This is a genomic window from Streptomyces chartreusis NRRL 3882, assembly GCF_900236475.1.
Taxonomy (GTDB): Bacteria; Actinomycetota; Actinomycetes; order Streptomycetales; family Streptomycetaceae; genus Streptomyces; species Streptomyces chartreusis_D.
Genome location: NZ_LT963352.1, coordinates 986,194 through 1,002,434 on the forward strand (window position 1 = coordinate 986,194; position 16,241 = coordinate 1,002,434).

Annotated in this window: 15 protein-coding genes; 6 read left to right on the top strand and 9 right to left on the bottom strand. The window is 72.3% G+C overall.

Features of this window, described 5'->3' with window-relative positions; genetic code table 11:
* Positions 1-62: 62 nt before the first annotated feature.
* The gene (locus SCNRRL3882_RS04485) at positions 63-1,475 is read left to right on the top strand and encodes an amino acid permease (RefSeq protein WP_010037278.1); all 1,413 of its coding nucleotides are present in this window, start codon (positions 63-65) and stop codon (positions 1,473-1,475) included.
* 18 nt (positions 1,476-1,493) lie between these two features.
* Here SCNRRL3882_RS04485 and SCNRRL3882_RS04490 read toward each other — a convergent pair whose 3' ends face one another.
* Entirely contained in the window at positions 1,494-2,648 is a 1,155-nt protein-coding gene (locus SCNRRL3882_RS04490) for a CapA family protein (RefSeq protein ID WP_029180983.1), read from the bottom strand.
* Positions 2,649-2,870: 222 nt separating this feature from the next.
* On the opposite strand from SCNRRL3882_RS04490, the gene SCNRRL3882_RS04495 reads away from it, so the two are divergent.
* From SCNRRL3882_RS04495 to SCNRRL3882_RS04510, 4 genes are all read left to right on the top strand, one after another.
* Positions 2,871-3,416: a sigma-70 family RNA polymerase sigma factor gene (locus SCNRRL3882_RS04495; protein WP_010037282.1), complete on the top strand. Its 546-nt coding sequence runs from the start codon at positions 2,871-2,873 to the stop codon at positions 3,414-3,416.
* A 151-nt stretch (positions 3,417-3,567) separates the two neighbouring features.
* Positions 3,568-4,080, top strand: coding sequence for a hypothetical protein (locus SCNRRL3882_RS04500; protein ID WP_010037283.1), 513 nt, complete (start codon positions 3,568-3,570; stop codon positions 4,078-4,080).
* Between the two features lie 151 nt (positions 4,081-4,231).
* Positions 4,232-4,885 (top strand): zf-HC2 domain-containing protein, encoded by a 654-nt coding sequence (locus SCNRRL3882_RS04505; RefSeq protein ID WP_010037285.1) that lies wholly within the window; start codon positions 4,232-4,234, stop codon positions 4,883-4,885.
* Between the two features lie 130 nt (positions 4,886-5,015).
* Positions 5,016-6,197: a PP2C family protein-serine/threonine phosphatase gene (locus SCNRRL3882_RS04510; RefSeq protein ID WP_010037287.1), complete on the top strand. Its 1,182-nt coding sequence runs from the start codon at positions 5,016-5,018 to the stop codon at positions 6,195-6,197.
* Positions 6,198-6,210: 13 nt separating this feature from the next.
* Here the strand turns inward: SCNRRL3882_RS04510 and SCNRRL3882_RS04515 are convergent, their stop codons facing one another.
* The 3 genes from SCNRRL3882_RS04515 to SCNRRL3882_RS04525 form a co-directional block, all read right to left on the bottom strand.
* The gene (locus SCNRRL3882_RS04515; protein ID WP_010037288.1) at positions 6,211-7,074 is read right to left on the bottom strand and encodes an Fpg/Nei family DNA glycosylase; all 864 of its coding nucleotides are present in this window, start codon (positions 7,072-7,074) and stop codon (positions 6,211-6,213) included.
* Positions 7,075-7,096: 22 nt separating this feature from the next.
* On the bottom strand, positions 7,097-9,184 hold the full coding sequence (locus SCNRRL3882_RS04520; protein WP_010037289.1) for a SpoIIE family protein phosphatase: 2,088 nt from the start codon (positions 9,182-9,184) through the stop codon (positions 7,097-7,099).
* A 77-nt stretch (positions 9,185-9,261) separates the two neighbouring features.
* On the bottom strand, positions 9,262-10,431 hold the full coding sequence (locus SCNRRL3882_RS04525; protein WP_010037291.1) for a DUF6777 domain-containing protein: 1,170 nt from the start codon (positions 10,429-10,431) through the stop codon (positions 9,262-9,264).
* Positions 10,432-10,572: 141 nt separating this feature from the next.
* Between SCNRRL3882_RS04525 and SCNRRL3882_RS04530 the strand changes: the two genes are divergently transcribed.
* Complete coding sequence (locus SCNRRL3882_RS04530) at positions 10,573-11,994, top strand: lipase maturation factor family protein (protein WP_010037294.1); 1,422 nt, start codon at positions 10,573-10,575, stop codon at positions 11,992-11,994.
* On the opposite strand, the gene SCNRRL3882_RS04535 is transcribed toward SCNRRL3882_RS04530, so the two are convergent.
* From SCNRRL3882_RS04535 to SCNRRL3882_RS04555, 5 genes are read right to left on the bottom strand one after another with little or no spacing between them, the layout of a single operon-like run.
* A complete protein-coding gene (locus SCNRRL3882_RS04535; protein WP_010037296.1) occupies positions 11,982-12,809 on the bottom strand; it encodes an amidohydrolase family protein in 828 nt (275 codons plus the stop codon). The genes SCNRRL3882_RS04530 and SCNRRL3882_RS04535 overlap by 13 nt on opposite strands.
* A complete protein-coding gene (locus SCNRRL3882_RS04540) occupies positions 12,806-13,123 on the bottom strand; it encodes an L-rhamnose mutarotase (RefSeq protein WP_010037299.1) in 318 nt (105 codons plus the stop codon). The genes SCNRRL3882_RS04535 and SCNRRL3882_RS04540 overlap by 4 nt, the downstream gene beginning before the upstream one ends.
* Positions 13,120-14,130 (bottom strand): aldo/keto reductase, encoded by a 1,011-nt coding sequence (locus SCNRRL3882_RS04545; protein WP_010037301.1) that lies wholly within the window; start codon positions 14,128-14,130, stop codon positions 13,120-13,122. Before SCNRRL3882_RS04545 ends, SCNRRL3882_RS04540 begins: the two co-directional genes overlap by 4 nt.
* On the bottom strand, positions 14,127-14,882 hold the full coding sequence (locus SCNRRL3882_RS04550) for an SDR family NAD(P)-dependent oxidoreductase (RefSeq protein WP_010037302.1): 756 nt from the start codon (positions 14,880-14,882) through the stop codon (positions 14,127-14,129). Before SCNRRL3882_RS04550 ends, SCNRRL3882_RS04545 begins: the two co-directional genes overlap by 4 nt.
* Positions 14,879-16,222 (bottom strand): L-fuconate dehydratase, encoded by a 1,344-nt coding sequence (locus SCNRRL3882_RS04555; protein WP_010037303.1) that lies wholly within the window; start codon positions 16,220-16,222, stop codon positions 14,879-14,881. The genes SCNRRL3882_RS04550 and SCNRRL3882_RS04555 overlap by 4 nt, the downstream gene beginning before the upstream one ends.
* Positions 16,223-16,241: the final 19 nt, after the last annotated feature.

The following is a 16,241-nucleotide window of genomic DNA, read 5'->3' on the forward strand; positions in this document are numbered from 1 at the left end:
GGGACACCTGGGCCATCATGATCCGCCATCAGCCGTTTGCCGATCGCGAAGAGGTGAGACGCATGGCCGGGCTCCGGATGGGTCAAGGGATTCTCCGTCGCAAACCCATCGAGCAGATCGAGGAGACGGAAGTCGGCAAGGGCACCCAGCTGGAACGGTCGCTGGGGCTGTGGCAGCTGACCGCCATCGGGGTCGGCGGCATCATCGGCGCGGGCATCTTCACACTCGCGGGAACCGTGGCCAACGGTACGGCGGGTCCGGCCGTGCTCGTCTCCTTCCTCATCGCGGGCGTCGCGAGCGCCGCGGCCGCCCTGTCCTACGCCGAGTTCGCCGGACTCATCCCGAAGGCCGGTTCCGCCTACACCTACGGCTACGCGGTGCTCGGCGAGCTCGCGGGCTGGTTCATCGGCTGGGACCTGCTGCTGGAGTACACGGCGATCGTCGCGGTGGTCGCGATCGGCATCTCGGGCTACTTCAGCTTCCTGGTCGGTGAGATGGGCGCCGACCTGCCCAACTGGATGCTGGGCGCGCCCGGCACCGGCGACGGGCACCGGGTCGATCTGTTCGCGGCGCTGCTGTGCCTGCTCATCGCCTACCTGCTGACCCTGGGCATCAAGAACGCCGCCCGGTTCGAGACGGTCGTGGTGGTGCTGAAGGTCCTGGTCGTGCTGCTGGTGATCGGGGTCGGCGTGTTCCACATCGACACGGCGCACTACAACCCGTTCTTCCCCTACGGGGTGGGCGGAGCGTTCACGGGCGCGGCGACGGTGTTCTTCGCGGTGTTCGGCTACGACGCCATGTCTACGGCGGCCGAGGAGTCCAAGGACGCGCAGCGGCACATGCCGAAGGCGATCATCTACTCGCTCATCATCTCGATGGTGCTGTACGTGGCGGCCTGCCTGGTGCTGACGGGCATGCAGGACTACAAGGACATCGACAAGGAGAGCGGCTTCTCGACGGCGTTCAAGTCGGTGGGGCTGAGCGGTCTTGCGGACGTCATCGCGGTGGGCGCGATCATCGGCATCCTCACGGTCATGTTCACGTTCATGCTGGGGGTGACCCGGGTGTGGTTCTCGATGTCCCGTGACGGGCTGCTGCCCAAGTGGTTCGCGAAGACCCACCCGACGCGGCACGTGCCCACGCGTGTCACCTGGATCGTGGGCGTCGCGTCGGCCGCCATCGCCGGGTTCCTGCCGATCGGCGAGGCGGCCGAGCTGACCAACATCGGGATCCTGCTGGCGTTCGTGGTGGTGTGCGCGGCGGTGATCGTGCTGCGCTACCGGCAGCCGGACCTGCCGCGCACGTTCCGTACGCCCTGGATGCCGGTCGTGCCGACGTTGGGCATCGTCTTCTCGATCTGGCTGATCACCTTCCTCCAGTGGCAGACGTGGGTGCGGTTCGCCGTCTGGTTCGCGATCGGGCTCCTGATCTACTTCGCGTACTCCTACCGGCGCTCGGAGCTGGCGCGGCGCTGACCGGGCGGCCCGGCCGGCCTACTCCCCCATCACCAGGCCGTCCTCGGCCGCGCCCCGGCTGAGCACGATGTCGCGGATGCGGTCGCGGACGGCCTGCACGCCGGCGCCCTGGGCGATCGCCCGGTTGAGGTTGACGACCCGGCCGGCGTCGACGTCGAACAGCTGTGGGACGAACTCGGCCTTCGTGACCTCCCAGCGGTCGCCCGGCCGTGCGGGCGGGGCGAAGGTGAAGCGGCCGAGGGTGGACTGGTTGCCGCGCGGGTCCCGGGCGCCCTGGTGGTTGGTCATCTCGCCGGCGATCTGGTCGCCCATGCCGTAGATCACCCAGGTGCCGTTGACCTTCTCGTAGGCCTGCGGGACGTGCGCGTGGGTGCCGAGGATCAGGTCGATGTCGGGGCGGCTCCCGCTGCGCGCTGCGGTGAGGCTCCGGGCCAGGGTCAGCTGCCGCTCGTCGGGGGCGTCCTGCCACTCGGTGCCCCAGTGCAGGGAGACCACGACCACGTCGGCGCCCGCCTCGCGCGCGGCCCGGGCGTCCGCGAGGACCTTGGCCTCGTCGATGAAGTTCACGGCCCAGGGCTGCCCGTCGGGGAGCGGGATGCCGTTGGTGTCGTAGGTGTAGGCGAGGTGGGCGACGTTCGCCGGCCCCGCCCGGAGGACCGTCACGGCGCGGGCCTCCTCCTCGGTGCGTGCCGAACCGGCGTGCTGGACGCCCGCGCGGTCGAGGGCGTCGAGGGTGCGGCGGATGCCGTCGGCGCCGTCGTCGAGAGTGTGGTTGGAGGCCGTGGAGCAGCCGTCGTAGCCGGTCGTGGCGAGGGCCGGGGCGACCTCGGGCGGGGACTTGAAGGTGGGGTAGCCGGTGTACTCGCCGTTCGCCCCGTACACGGTCTCCATGTGGCACAGGGCCACGTCGGCGCGGGAGACGACGGAGCGGATCCCCGCGAGCATCGGCCGGAAGTCGTAGCCGTTGCCGCCGGCGTCGAAGCGGGCCCGGTCGATGATCGAGCTGTGCGGGACGACGTCGCCGGAAGCGACCAGTGTGAAGCCGCGTGGTGCGACCACGGACGGTGCCGGGCGTCCATGGCCGCTCGGTTCGTGGCTGCGGGCCTGACAGGCGGCGCCCGCGGCGAGGGCGACGGTCAGGGCCAGGGCCACCTGTCGACTGCGTGCGATCATCGATTCACCCCACTGTGGGCGTTGTGGTCGTATTTACGCATAAACAGGAAAGAAGGCACACGGCGCGCCACGCGGCTCCGACACGCTCATCAGCCCGTCCGGCACCCACATGGCCGGGCGCCGTGACCGTTCGTCGAACCGTTCGTCGACGCGATCGACCGTCCGCCGCACAGGCGAGTACGTGCCCTGTCCCCCGACTGCGCCCTGCGGTGGCATACGGCCATGACGGCCGGATCCACTCTCACGAACGGGACGACCGCCGAGCACGAGCTCGCCGCACTGCAGCGGGAGCACGGCCGGCCCCTCTTCGCGCTCCTGCTCCGGCTCTGCGACGGCGACCGGCAGCGCGCGGAGGACCTGGTGCAGGAGACGCTGGTGCGTGCCTGGCAGCACCCCGAGGCCCTGCGCGCCGACGACTTCGACTCCGTACGGCCCTGGCTGATGACCGTCGGGCGGCGACTCGCGATCGACGCCCGGCGAGCCCGGCAGGCGCGTCCGGCCGAGGTCGGCGATGCGGTGCTGGAGAACGCGCGGGTCATCTCCGACCACGCCGAGCGCGCCGCGGCGATGCTCGATGTCCGCCAGGCTGTGAAGACACTCACTCCGGAACACCGTGAAGTCCTGGTGCTCGTGTACTTCCAGGGGGCGAGTGTGGCGGAAGCCGCGGAGACCCTCGGGATCCCGCCCGGTACGGTGAAGTCCCGCGCGTACTACGCGCTGCGCGCCCTGCGCCGGGTGCTTCCGGGATACGCCGCCGACCTGCGCTGAAACCAATGGCCGAGTCAAACCTCCGTAAAGCGCCTTGCTGAGGACCCCGGTTGAGTAATCGGCTGTTCCCATCCGTGTTCCGGATGGGGCGGTCAGTGCCCCGGGGCCCGGTGTCGGGCGACGCGCACGTACCGGAGGAAGGCAGGAAGGGATGCTGCACAGAAGCGAAGAGGGCACGGACGGCGCCGACGGTGAACTGACCGTCCCCATGGCGTGGTTGTATGCCGAGTACATCGCCGACGAGCTGCTGCGGACCGGCGATCTGATGCCGCCGACGTCCTTCGAGTTCCGCGCGGGGCGGGATGCCCTGGCGCTGACCATCTTCCTCTCCGACACCGAGGGAGAGCTGTCCGGCATCCGGGTCGTCACGCAGTTGGAGACGTGGCTGTCACTGACGGCGTACGACCAGCCGTGGCAGGAGTGGGTGCGCGAGCGGCTGGCCGAGCTCGCCGCCGGGGCCGCTCCGTCGGGCGGGCCCGCGCCGGACCTGGACCTGGCGGAGGCGGCCTGGCGCTGGCTCCAGGAGACGGAGCTGCTCGCGCCCGACCTGAACGCGGTGCCGGGCGGTGCTCCGGTGGTCGGGGAGGACGAGGGACCGAAGGTCTGGACGCCCGCCTGGCAGCTCGGACTGCCGCTGGGACACCTCGCCATCCACCTTTTTTAGATTTCTGCGGCCCCGGACCAATCCGCGGGCCGGAGGGCTCCGAATCCTTTGGTTGCGATTGTGTCACCGGCTTGAGTGATTCCGCTGCCTGGTCCGTACCGGTGGGAGCAAGGAGTAACCCCACCCGCACCCAACGGCACGAGGATTCGGCATGAGGTCCCTGGAAAGGCATCGCGACGTCGGCGCCTACGCGCTCGGCGTGCTGGACGAGGCGGAGGCCTTCCGCTTCGAGGACCACCTCATGGAGTGCCCTCGGTGCGCCGCAGAGGTGACGGAATTCGGCCCGACCACACGGCAGTTGATGCTGTACCGGCGGGCGACGCCACGGTTGGTGCACCCGATGGCGCAGCCCGGGCCTCGCATGCTGGACCGGCTGCTGGCCGAGGTGGCGACGCGGCGCCGGGCCGGACGCAGGCGCATGCTGTTCACCCTGGCCGCGTCGGTGGTGTTCGCCGTCTCGGTACCGGGGGTCGCGATGATGGCGCAGGGCAGCGCCGAGGAGCCGGTGCGGATCGCGGCGACCGACGCGCGGTCGGGTGTCTGGGCCCAGGTCACGGTGGAGGACAAGGCCTCGGGCAGCCAGCTCGAGCTGAAGGTGAAGGACGCGGCCGGCCCCCGCCCCTGCCACCTGGTCATCGTCGGCCGTGACGGCACCGAGGAGACCGCGACCAGCTGGCACGGGCCCGGGCACGACACCCACCCCAGCACCATGATGGCCAGCTCCTCCAAGCATCCCGACGAGACCGCCCGCTACGAGGTCCGCTCGGCGTCCGGAGAGGTCCTGGTGAGACTCCAGCCGCAGTGAGGCCGGTCCGCAACGGCTCTGTCGTCCGTCCGCCCCGGTCGCCGGGCACCCCGTGCGACCCGGTGTGAGACTGCTGGACGACACACCCGGCGGGCCCCGGGTGCCCGCGGTCCCGGCGAGGGGAGACGAGGTGGCGACGGCAGAGACCGGCGACGGTCACCTGGAGGAGTTCCTCGCCGATCCTCGGACCCCGGCGCTGGACCTGACGACCGCGGCCGCCCGCTGCACCAAGGCCCTGGGCCTCCAGCACTCCGTGGTCTACCTCGCCGACATCCAGCAGCGCCGGCTCGTCCCGCTCGACGACACCACCCCGCCCCTGCTCGTCGACGACTCGCTCGCGGGCTGGACCTACCGCACCCAGTCCCTGCGCGTGCAGGAGTCCGGGTCCGGCGGCATGACGGCCTGGTTCCCCCTCGTGGACGGCGCGGAACGCCTCGGTGTCCTCGCCGTGCAGGCGCCCTCGCTGACGCCTGCCGTCCTGCGCCGCGGCAGGGCGCTCGCCACCCTGCTCGCCATGATGATCACGTCGGCCCGGGCGTACCAGGACTCCTTCGTCCGGCGCACGCGCACGAACCCGATGGCCCTGCCCGCCGAGATGCTGCGGGCCTTCCTGCCGCCCCGCACGATCGGCACCGGGCACGTCGTGTCGACGGCCGTGCTGGAGCCGGCCTACGAGATCGGCGGCGACGCCTTCGACCACTCCCTGACGGAGACGACCCTGCACGCCACGGTCCTCGACGCCATGGGACACGACCTCGCCTCCGGGCTCACCACGGCCGTGTCGCTGGCCGCGTGCCGCAACGCCCGGCGGACCGGAGCGGACCTGCCCGAGCTCGTGGAGCGCGTCGACGACGCGCTGGCGCGCTGGCTGCCCGACCAGTTCTGCACGGGCGTCCTGGCCCAGCTGGACCTGGCCTCCGGGACGCTGCGGTGGAGCAACTGCGGCCATCCCACCCCGCTGCTCATCCGCGACCAGCGGCTGCTCGTCGACGCCATGCGGCGCGAGCCGGAACCGCCGATGGGGCTGCCCTCGCTGCTCGCCGCGCGGCGACGGCAGACGCACGAGATCCCGCTGAAGCCGGGTGACCGGGTCCTGATGTACACCGACGGGGTCACCGAGGCCAGGGGGCCCGACGGCGCGGAGTTCGGGCTGGAGAAGTTCGCCGACTACATCATCCGGGCGACGGCCGCGGGCGAGCTGGCGCCCGAGACGCTGCGGCGCCTCATCCACTCCATCCTCGACTCGTCCACCAGCCGGCTGCGGGACGACGCGACCATCCTCATGTTCGAGTGGTCGCCCCCGCCCCGGTGAGGGCGGGGCCGGGTCACTTCAGCAGCCGGGACATCCTGCGGTCCGCCAGCGGTTTGCCGCCCGTCTGGCAGGTCGGGCAGTACTGGAGCGAGGAGTCGCTGAAGGACACCTCTCGGATGGTGTCGCCGCACACCGGGCAGGGCTCGCCGGTGCGGCCGTGCACGCGCAGGCCGCTCCTCTTCTCGGCCTTCAGCCTGCCGGCCGCAACGCCCCGGGAGCGTTCGACCGCCTCGGTGAGCGTGTCGCGCAGGGCCGCGTACAGCCGCCCGGTCTCCTCCTCGCTCAGGGACGCGGCCAGCTTGAAGGGCGACATCCTCGCCGCGTGCAGGATCTCGTCGCTGTAGGCGTTGCCCACGCCCGCGATCAGGCCCTGGTCGCGCAACGCGCCCTTGAGCTGCCGCCGTTCACCGGCCAGCAGCTCCGCGAGGCGCCGCTCGTCGAAGTCGTCGGCCAGCGGGTCCGGGCCGAGCCGGGCGATGCCCTGGACCTCCTGCGGGTCCGCCACGACGTACACCGCGAGCCGCTTCTGGGTGCCGGCCTCGGTCAGGTCGAAGCCGGCGCCGGTCTCCAGGGCCACGCGCAGCGCGAGGGGGCCCTTGCCGGGGCGGGGCGGGCCGTCGGGCAGGCGGTCCTTCCAGTGCAGCCAGCCGGCGCGGGCCAGGTGCGTCACGAAGTGCGGGCCGTCCGCGGTCCCGACGTCGAGGAACTTGCCGTACCGGCGTACGGTGGCGACCTCGTGGCCCTCCAGCGCGGACAGGGGCGGGTCGTACGTCTTCAGGACGCTGATCGCGACGGGCAGCACCCGCACGATCTCGTGACCGACGAGGTGCTCGGTGAGGAAGTCCTTGAGCGCCTCGACCTCGGGGAGTTCCGGCATACGTCCAGAGTGCCACGTGGGGTCATGCGCGGTCGGGCACCACGAACTCGCACCACACGGCCTTGCCGCCGCCGCGTGCCTCCACGCCCCACACGTCGGTGAGCAGCTCGACCAGCAGCAGGCCCCGTCCGGAGACGCCCGACTCGCCCGCCTCACGGCGGCGTGGCAGGGCGCTGGAGGAGTCCTCGACCTCGACGCGCAGCCTGCGCTCGGAGCCGGTGAGGGCCCGCAGGGTGACGATCGCGGAGCCCTCGGTGTGCATCAGGGCGTTGGTGATCAGTTCGTCGGCGACGAGTTCGATGTCGTCGGCGCGCTCTCGTGCTCCCCAGACGCCGACCGCGGTGCGGATCATGTGCCGGGCCTCGGCCAGGGCCGCCGGGTCGCCGGGGGCGACGTGGCGCTGGAGCCGCTGCCCGGACCGCGGGCTGTCCGGGCCTCGCCGGCGCAGCAGGAGCAGCGCCACGTCGTCGTCGCCGCCGCGTTCGGCGGCCACGTCGATGAGCCGGTCGGCGAGGTCCCGTACGTCGTCGGGGCCGGTGGCGACGAGCGCGGTGAGGGTGCGCATACCGTCGTCGAGGTCGGCGCCGGGTTGCTCCACCAGGCCGTCGGTGCACAGCAGCAGGGTCTCGCCCGGGTCCAGCTCCACGGTGCTCACCGGGTAGTCGAGGCGGCCGAACTCGGCGGACAGGCCGAGCGGCAGGCCGCCCGGGACGGTGACACGGCGGCAGGAGCCGTCGGTGTGCCGCACGAGCGGATCGATGTGACCGGCCCGGACCATCTGGAGCACGCCGGTGGACAGGTCGGCCTCCGCGTAGAGGCAGGTCGCGGAGCGGTCGGTGTCGAGTTCGTGCAGGAAGACGGAGGCGCGGGCCATCACGGTGGCCGGGGTGTGCCCCTCGGCGGCGTAGGCGCGCAGCACGATGCGCAACTGGCCCATGACCGCGGCCGCGTGCGTGTCGTGTCCCTGGACGTCGCCGATGACGGCGCCGACCCGGCCGCCGGGCAGCGGGATCAGGTCGTACCAGTCGCCGCCGATGTCCCGGCCGACGGAGCCGCCGATGGTGGCGGCGCGGTAGCGGACGGCGACGTCGGCCCCGGGCACGCTCGGGATGGTCCGGGGCAGCATGGCCTGCTGGAGACCCTGCGCCAGGTCCATCTCCTGCTCGTAGAACATGGCCCGCTGGAGGCTCTGCGCGATGCTGCTGCCGAGGGCGACGAGGATGTTGCGCTCCTCGGGGGTGAAGCCGCGCCGGTCGCTGTAGAGCAGGCCCATCGCGCCGATCGGCTGTGCCTGGACGATGAGCGGCAGATAGGCGGCCGACGTGATGTTCAGGTCGGTGATGTGCGGCCAGAGGATCGGGTAGCGCTCGGCGAACTCCTCCGGCGACTCGATGAAGCAGGGGCCGAGGGTGCGTACGGCCTCGCTCATCGGGTAGGGCTCGTCGATCCGGGTGATGCGGGTGCCGGGCACGAAGCTGTCCGAGGGTCCCTCGGCGACCAGGCGGATGCGGCCGGCCTCGACCAGGCCCATGACCAGGCTGGTGGCGCCCAGGTGGGTGAGGCCGTGGGTGTCCTTGAGGGCGTCGATGACGTCCTGGACGGTGCGGGCGTGGGCGAGGGCGGCCGTGGTGAGTTCGACGACGCTGGTCTGCTGCCGGCGGGCCTCGTCCTGGGCGGCCTGGTCGCTGCGGGCCTCGCTCTCGGCGAGTTCCTGGGTGGCGTCCCGGACGATGCCGATGATGCGGCGGGGCCGTCCGGTTTCGTCGCGCCGGATGTAGCCCTGGGTGTGGGTCCAGCGCAGGGAGCCGTCGCGGCGGCGGATGCGGAAGTAGGCGCCGTAGTTCTCGCTGCCGTCCTTCAGTGCCTGGGAGACCGCGGTGTCCAGGCGCCGGGCCTCGCCGGGCGGGACGCGCTTGGAGAGCGTTCGGGGATGGTAATCGTACTCCTCGGGGCGCACGTCGAAGATGTCGTGGGCCTGGGCGTCCATCTGCATCAGGCCGGTGTCCAGATCCCAGTCGAAGCTGCCCATCCGGTTGAGCGCGAGGATCCGGTCCGGGTGGGCGGGCCAGTCGTCCGGGAGGGACAGGGCGCTCGCTCCCCGATCAGCCATGGGCCCACCTTGCCAGGATTCGTCCGATTCTTCGACCGGATGTGCTGAGTTTACGGGCCGCTCCGCCGAACCGGCCCTCAGTTACCGAAGACGTCCGTGGGGCTGCCGAGGATGCTGTCGGCGGCCCGGTCGTCGGGAATCAGCCCGGCTCCGTCGGGCGGATCGGGGCCGTCCGGCACGGCGTCGGGGCCGACCTCGTCGACGTCGGGGCCGCCGAAGTCTTCGGGGGACGCTTCGTCGGGCAGCGGGCCGGCGCCGTCGGCCGGTGGTGGGTCCATGGCGGTGACCGGAGGGCTCACGTCACTCGGGGAGCTCGTGTCCCAAGAGGACGCGCTGTCCAGGCGCGGGGAGACACCGGACTCGGGCGACGTGCCGCCGGGCTCGCGCGGGACGAGGGGCTCGCGCGGGACGGCGGCCGGTGGCTCGGACGGCGCCGGCGTCGGCGCCGGGGGGTTGGTCGCCCAGACCGGTGGAGGCAGGGCCCGGTCGTGGCGTACGTCGTGGCCGGTGCGCCGTTCGATCCACCTGCGGGTGGCGGCGTCGACGATCGTGAAGGTGGTGATCACCTGCGGGGCCGGGGTCACGACGACGACCCGGCCGGGCCGGTAGCCGGGCCAGGGGGTGCCCTCGGTGTGCGGCGTGCCGCTCGGCGTCACCGGCGGGCGGAGCGGGTTGCCGCAGGCGCACCGGACGCGCGGCACGCCCCGGTCGTCGACCAGCACGGCGGTGCCCGCCTGGAGGACGGCCTGACGGCCGACGGCCCGGCCGGCGCGGAAGCCGTGGTCGGTGACGCGGGTGTCGGCGCGCAGCACCACCGGGGTGAGTCCGCGCAGGTGGTCCGGGACGGACGCCGGGGAGACGCCCGCGACCCGGGCGAAGGCGCGCGTCCTCGCCGGTTCGCGGGTGAGGTGGCCGATCTGCCGGGCGACGTCGCAGCTGCCGGTCCGCTCGGTCCCGCCGTACAGGCCGGGTGTTCCGCCGGAGAGCGAGCGCAGGCCGCTCAGGCCGGCGGAGACCCGGGCGGCGCCGCCCGGGCTGACCGTCGCAGGCGTTCGTGGTGTGGGGGACGGGGTAACCGTCGTGGTGGCCGTGGAGTCCGTGAAGGGGTTCGGCCCCTGGGCCGCGGCCGGCTGGAGGAAGAGGGCCCCGTCCGCTCCTGCGGCGTCGCCATCGCCGCCGCAGCCCGAGAGGAGGAGCGCCGCAAAGAGCGCGCAGGCCGTGACGAAGGTCCCGGTAGGTGTCCGCACCTCGCCCTCCAGATCACTTCGTCACATATGCGGCAACGCGTCACTATTGTTTGCTTCGCTCACTCGGGTTACGCAACCGGAGCGGTGGTACGCAGAGCGTGACACCCGGGTCCGGCGCCGCACTGGGAGGAACGGACGGCCGTGGACTGGTTCACCGCATCCGACTACTGGCTGAGCCGGCTGGTCTTCCAGCGGGCGCTGGCCGCCGTCTACCTCGTCGGCTTCCTGACGGCCGCGCTGCAGTTCCGCGCGCTGATCGGGCAGCGCGGCATGCTGCCGGTGCCGCGGTTCGTCGAGCGGGTGCCGTTCAAGCGGGCGCCGAGCCTGTTCCAGTTGCACTACTCGGACCCTTTCTTCGCTGTCTGCGCGTGGGCGGGCTGCGCGGTGTCGGCTGCGCTGCTGGCCGGGCTCGACTCACTGCTGCCCCTGTGGGGCGGCATGCTGCTGTGGCTGGTGCCCTGGGCGCTGTACCTGTCGATCGTCAACGTCGGGCAGACCTGGTACTCGTTCGGCTGGGAGTCACTGCTGCTGGAGGTCGGCTTCCTGGCGGTGTTCCTCGGCAACGACGAGGTGGCGCCGCCCTTGGTCGTGCTGTTCCTGCTGCGGTGGATCCTGTTCCGCGTGGAGTTCGGCGCGGGGCTGATCAAGATGCGCGGCGACGAGTGCTGGCGGAAGCTGACGTGCCTGGACCACCATCACGAGACGCAGCCGATGCCGGGCCCGCTGAGCTGGTTCTTCCACCATCTGCCCAAGCCCCTGCACCGGGTCGAGGTGGCCGCGAACCACTTCACGCAACTCGTGGTGCCCTTCCTGCTGTTCACCCCGCAGCCGGTCGCGACGGCCGCCGCCGCGCTGATGATCGTCACCCAGCTGTGGCTGGTGCTGTCGGGCAACTTCTCCTGGCTGAACTGGATCACGATCGTGCTGGCCCTGTCGGCGGTGGAGTTCCCGGGCGATCCGCCGTCGGTGCCCGACGCGCCGCTCTGGTACGAGGTCGTGGTCCTCGCGGTCGCCGCGCTGCTGGTGGGGCTCAGCTACCACCCGGTCCGCAACATGATCTCCCGGCGCCAGATCATGAACCGCTCCTTCGACCCGCTCCATCTGGTCAACACCTACGGGGCGTTCGGCAGCGTCGGCCGGGTCCGCTACGAGGTGGTCGTCGAGGGCACGGCCGACGACGTACCGCGCGAGGACTCGGACTGGCGGGAGTACGAGTTCAAGGGCAAGCCCGGTGATCCCCGGCGCTGGCCGCGCCAGTTCGCGCCGTACCATCTGCGGCTCGACTGGATGATGTGGTTCGCGGCCCTCTCCCCCGCGTACGCCGGCTCGTGGTTCGGCGCCCTGGTGGAGCGGTTGCTGGAGAACGACCGCGACACCCTGAAGCTGCTGCGCCGTTCCCCGTTCCCGCCGGACGGGCCCCCGCGGTACGTGCGCGCCCGCCTGTTCCGTTACCGCTACACGACCTGGCGCGAGCTGCGGGAGACGGGCGCGTGCTGGGAGCGGACGTACGTACGGGAGTACCTGCCGCCGACGCGGCTGGCGGCGACCGCTCAGAGGTCGTAGACGCGGGTGGCGGTCGCCTCGAAGATCTGCGCGTGGTCCCGCGGGTCGGTCAGCCGGCGTGTGGCGTCCAGGATGTCGCCATAGGTCGCCGCGAGGGTGCACACCGGCCAGTCCGAGCCGAACATCAGGCGGTCAGGGCCGAAGGCCTCCAGCACGACGTCGGCGTACGGGCGCAGGTCGTCGATCGTCCAGGACGCGAGGTCGGCTTCGGTGACCATGCCGGAGAGCTTGCAGACGGTGTGGGGCAGCGCGGCGAGGGCGCGGAGGCCGGACGCCCAGGGTTCGAGGGCGCCGGAGGCGATGGGCGGCTTGCCCAAGTGGTCCAGGACGAAGGTGAGCCGAGGAAGGGATGCGGCCGCCTTGGCGCAGGCCGGGAGCTGGTGGGGCAGCACGACCAGGTCGTACACCAGCCCGGCGTCGGCCACGGCGGCCAGGCCCCGGCGTACGTCCGGACGCAGCAGCCACTTGGGATCCGGCTCCCCCTGGACCTGGTGCCGGATGCCCTTGAGGTACCGCCCGCCGGGCAGTTCGCGCAGCCGGGCCAGCTCGTCGGCCACGTCGGGGCGGGTGAGGTCGGTCCAGCCGACGACCCCGGCGATCAGCTCGTGACCCTCGGCCAGGGCCAGGAACTCCGGTGTCTCCTCGGGCACGGTGACGGTCTGGACGAGGACGGTGCGGTCGACGCCCGCCGCGCGGGCCTCGGCCGCCAGATCCTGCACCGTGAAATCACGCCGGATCGGGCTGCCTTCCGCGATCCAGTCCTGGTCCCGCACGGACAGGTCCCAGACGTGGTGGTGGGCGTCGACCACTGTCATGCCGGCAGCTCCCAGACCACGGGCAGGCCGGCGTCCGCGCCCTCGCCGGAGTAGTCGTGCACCACCTCCAGCAGTTCGGCCATCCGCGCCTGCCAGGCGACGTTGACCGGCAGTTTCTCCAGCTCGGCGAGGAGACGGGCGTAGTCCTCGCACTCCAGGACGTGGAACAGGTCGGTGCCGCTGCGCCAGATCGTCCAGGAGGTGGCGCCGGCGGCGCGGATGGCGTCGGTGAGCTCCTCGGGCACCTCTCGGTGGGCGGCTTCGTAGGCGGCGATCCGGTCGGCGCGGACCTTGGTGTGCAGGGCGACTCTCATGACGGCTCCTTGGCCGGCGCCTCGGGCGACTCCTCGGCGGGGACGGGGGCGTCCGCGGGCAGCAGGCCCTTGGCGCGCAGGTCCTGCCAGAACCCGGCGGGCACGCGGGCGGCGAACTGGTGGGCGCAGTCGCGGACTTCGTGCGCCGAGCGGGCTCCGACGAGGACGCTCGCGACGGCCGGGTGGGCGGCGCAGAAGGCCAGGGCGGCGGCGCGCAGCGTGGTGCCGTGGCGGTGGGCGACGGACTTCAGGCGCAGCGCCCGCTGGACCAGGTCGGAGGGTGCGACGGTGTAGTTGTACTTCGCGCCCGGCTGCGGGTTCGCCAGCAGGCCGGAGTTGAAGGCGCCGCCGATGACGACGGACGTTCCGCGTTCGTGGGCGGCGGGCAGCAGGCCGGTGAGGGCGCTCTGGTCCAGCAGGGTGTAGCGGCCGGCGCACAGCACCACGTCGACGTCGGTGTCGCGGACGAAGCGGGTGAGCATCTCCGCCTGGTTCATCCCGGCGCCGATCGCCCCGACCACGCCTTCCGAGCGGAGCTTCTCCAGCGCCGGGTAACCCTCGCGGAAGGCCCACTCGGCGTGCTCGTCCGGGTCGTGGAGGTAGACGACGTCGACCCGGTCGAGGCCCAGGCGTTCCAGGCTGGACTCCAGGGTGCGGCGGATGCCGTCGGCGCTGAAGTCCCAGACGCGCCGGTGGGCGGCGGGCACGGCGAAGCCGTTGGCCAGGTCGTCGCCGGTGCCGTCCGCGGGCTCCAGGCGGCGGCCCACCTTGGTGGAGATCGTGTACTGCTCGCGGGGGTGGTCGCGCAGGGCGGCGCCGAGGCGGCGCTCGGACAGGCCGAGGCCGTAGTGCGGGGCGGTGTCGAAGTAGCGGATGCCCCGCTGCCAGGCGGCCTCCACGGCCTCGTGGGCCTGTGCCTCGCCGACCTCGGTGTACAGGTTGCCGATCGCGGCCGCGCCGAAGGACAGGGCGCTGACCTCGACGCCGCTGCCGCCGAGCCGGTTCACCGGGTCACCGGGCGCAGCCGCAGGCCCTGCATGCCGCCGTCGACGGCGAGCGAGGTGCCCGTGGTGGCGCCGGACAGGGGGCTCGCCAGGTAGGCGATGGCGCCCGCGACCTCGTCGGCGCCGACCAGGCGGCCGGTGGGCTGGCGGGCCTGCAGAGCGGCGCGTTCGGCGGCCGGGTCGGGCGCGGCGTCGAGGAGGCGGCCGACCCATGGCGTGTCGACCGTGCCCGGGTTGACGCAGTTGACGCGGATGCCCTCGCGCACGTGGTCGGCGGCCATGGCGAGGGTCAGCGCGTACACGGCGCCCTTGGTGGCGCTGTACAGGGCGCGTTGCGGCAGGCCCGCGGTGGCCGCGATGGAGCAGGTGTTGACGATCGACGCGTGCGCGGAGGCGCGCAGGTGGGGCAGGCAGGCGCGGGTGGTGCGGACCATGCCGACGACGTTGACGTCGTAGACGCGGTGCCAGTCGTCGTCGGAGTTGTCCTCGACGGTGCCCTGGGCGCCGGTGCCCGCGTTGTTGACCAGGACGTCCAGCCCGCCGAGGTCGGCGACCGCCGCCGCGACGGCCTCGCGCACGGACGCGTCGTCGGTGACGTCCGCGCGGTAGGCCAGCAGCGGCTTGTCGACCGGTGACGGGTCCAGGTCGAGGACGGCGACCTGGGCGCCGCGCTCGGCCAGGAGTTCCGCGGTCGCCCGGCCGATGCCGGAGGCGCCGCCCGTCACCAGGGCCCTGATGCCCTCGAAGTCGCTCATGCAGCCCGACCCTTCTTCTGCTTGTCGAGGTCGGCGGCCCAGAACTCGCCGCCCGGGTAGGTGTACCGCGCCAGCGACTCGGGCCGCATGGCGGCCGAGAAGCCCGGCGCGGTGGGTGCCGTGTAATGACCTTCGCTGATGACGACCGGGTCGAGGAAGTGGGCGTGCAGATGGTCGACGTATTCGATGACGCGGTCCTCGGTGGTTCCGGCCACGGCCACGTAGTCGAACATCGACAGGTGCTGGACGAGTTCGCACAGGCCCACGCCGCCCGCGTGCGGGCAGACCGGGACGCCGAACTTGGCCGCGAGCAGCAGGATCGCGAGGTTCTCGGGGACGCCGCCCACGCGGGCCGCGTCGATCTGGACGACGTCCAGCGCGCCGGCCTGGAGGAGCTGCTTGAAGACGATCCGGTTGTGCACGTGCTCGCCGGTGGCGACCTTCACGGGGGCGACGGCACGGCGGATCGCCGCGTGGCCGAGGATGTCGTCGGGGCTGGTGGGTTCCTCGATCCAGTAGGGGTCGAACTCGGCGAGGGCCTTGGTCCAGCGGATCGCCTCCTCGACGTCCCAGCGCTGGTTGGCGTCGACGGCCATGCGGACGTCCGGGCCGATGACGGACCGGGCGACGCGGCAGCGGCGGATGTCGTCGTCGAGGTCGGCGCCGACCTTGAGCTTGATCTGCCGGAAGCCGTCGGCGACGGCCCGGGCCGCGAGCCGGGTGAGCTTGTCGTCGTCGTAGCCGAGCCAGCCGGGTGAGGTGGTGTAGGCGGGGTAGCCGCGCTCCAGCAGCCGGGCCGTGCGCTGCTCGGCGCCCTGTCTGCCGTGGCGCAGCAGGGTCAGGGCCTCCTCGGGGGTGAGGGCGTCGGTGAGGTAGCGGAAGTCGACCTGGCGGACCAGCCATTCGGGTTCGGCCTCGGCGAGCAGCCGCCACAGCGGCAGGCCGGCGCGCTTGCCGGCCAGGTCCCACACCGCGTTGACGACCGCGCCGATCGCCATGTGCATCACGCCCTTCTCGGGTCCGAGCCAGCGCAGCTGGCTGTCGCCGATCAGGTCGCGGTTCAGGGTGGACGGGTCGGCGCACAGGTCGTCGACGGAGCGGTCGATCAGGTGTCCGCGCAGCGCGTCGATCGCTGCGACCTGCACCTCGTTGCCCCGCCCGATGGTGAAGGCGAATCCGTGCCCCTCGTGCCCGTCGGCCGCGTCCGTGCGCAGGACAACGTAGGCCGCCGAGTAGTCGGGGTCCGGGTTCATCGCGTCGGAGCCGTCGAGCTCGCGCGAGGTGGGGAAGCGGATGTCGTGCGTGTCGACCGCGATGATGCGGGCGGGCGTCGGGGACACGGAGGGCCTTTCGATTCGG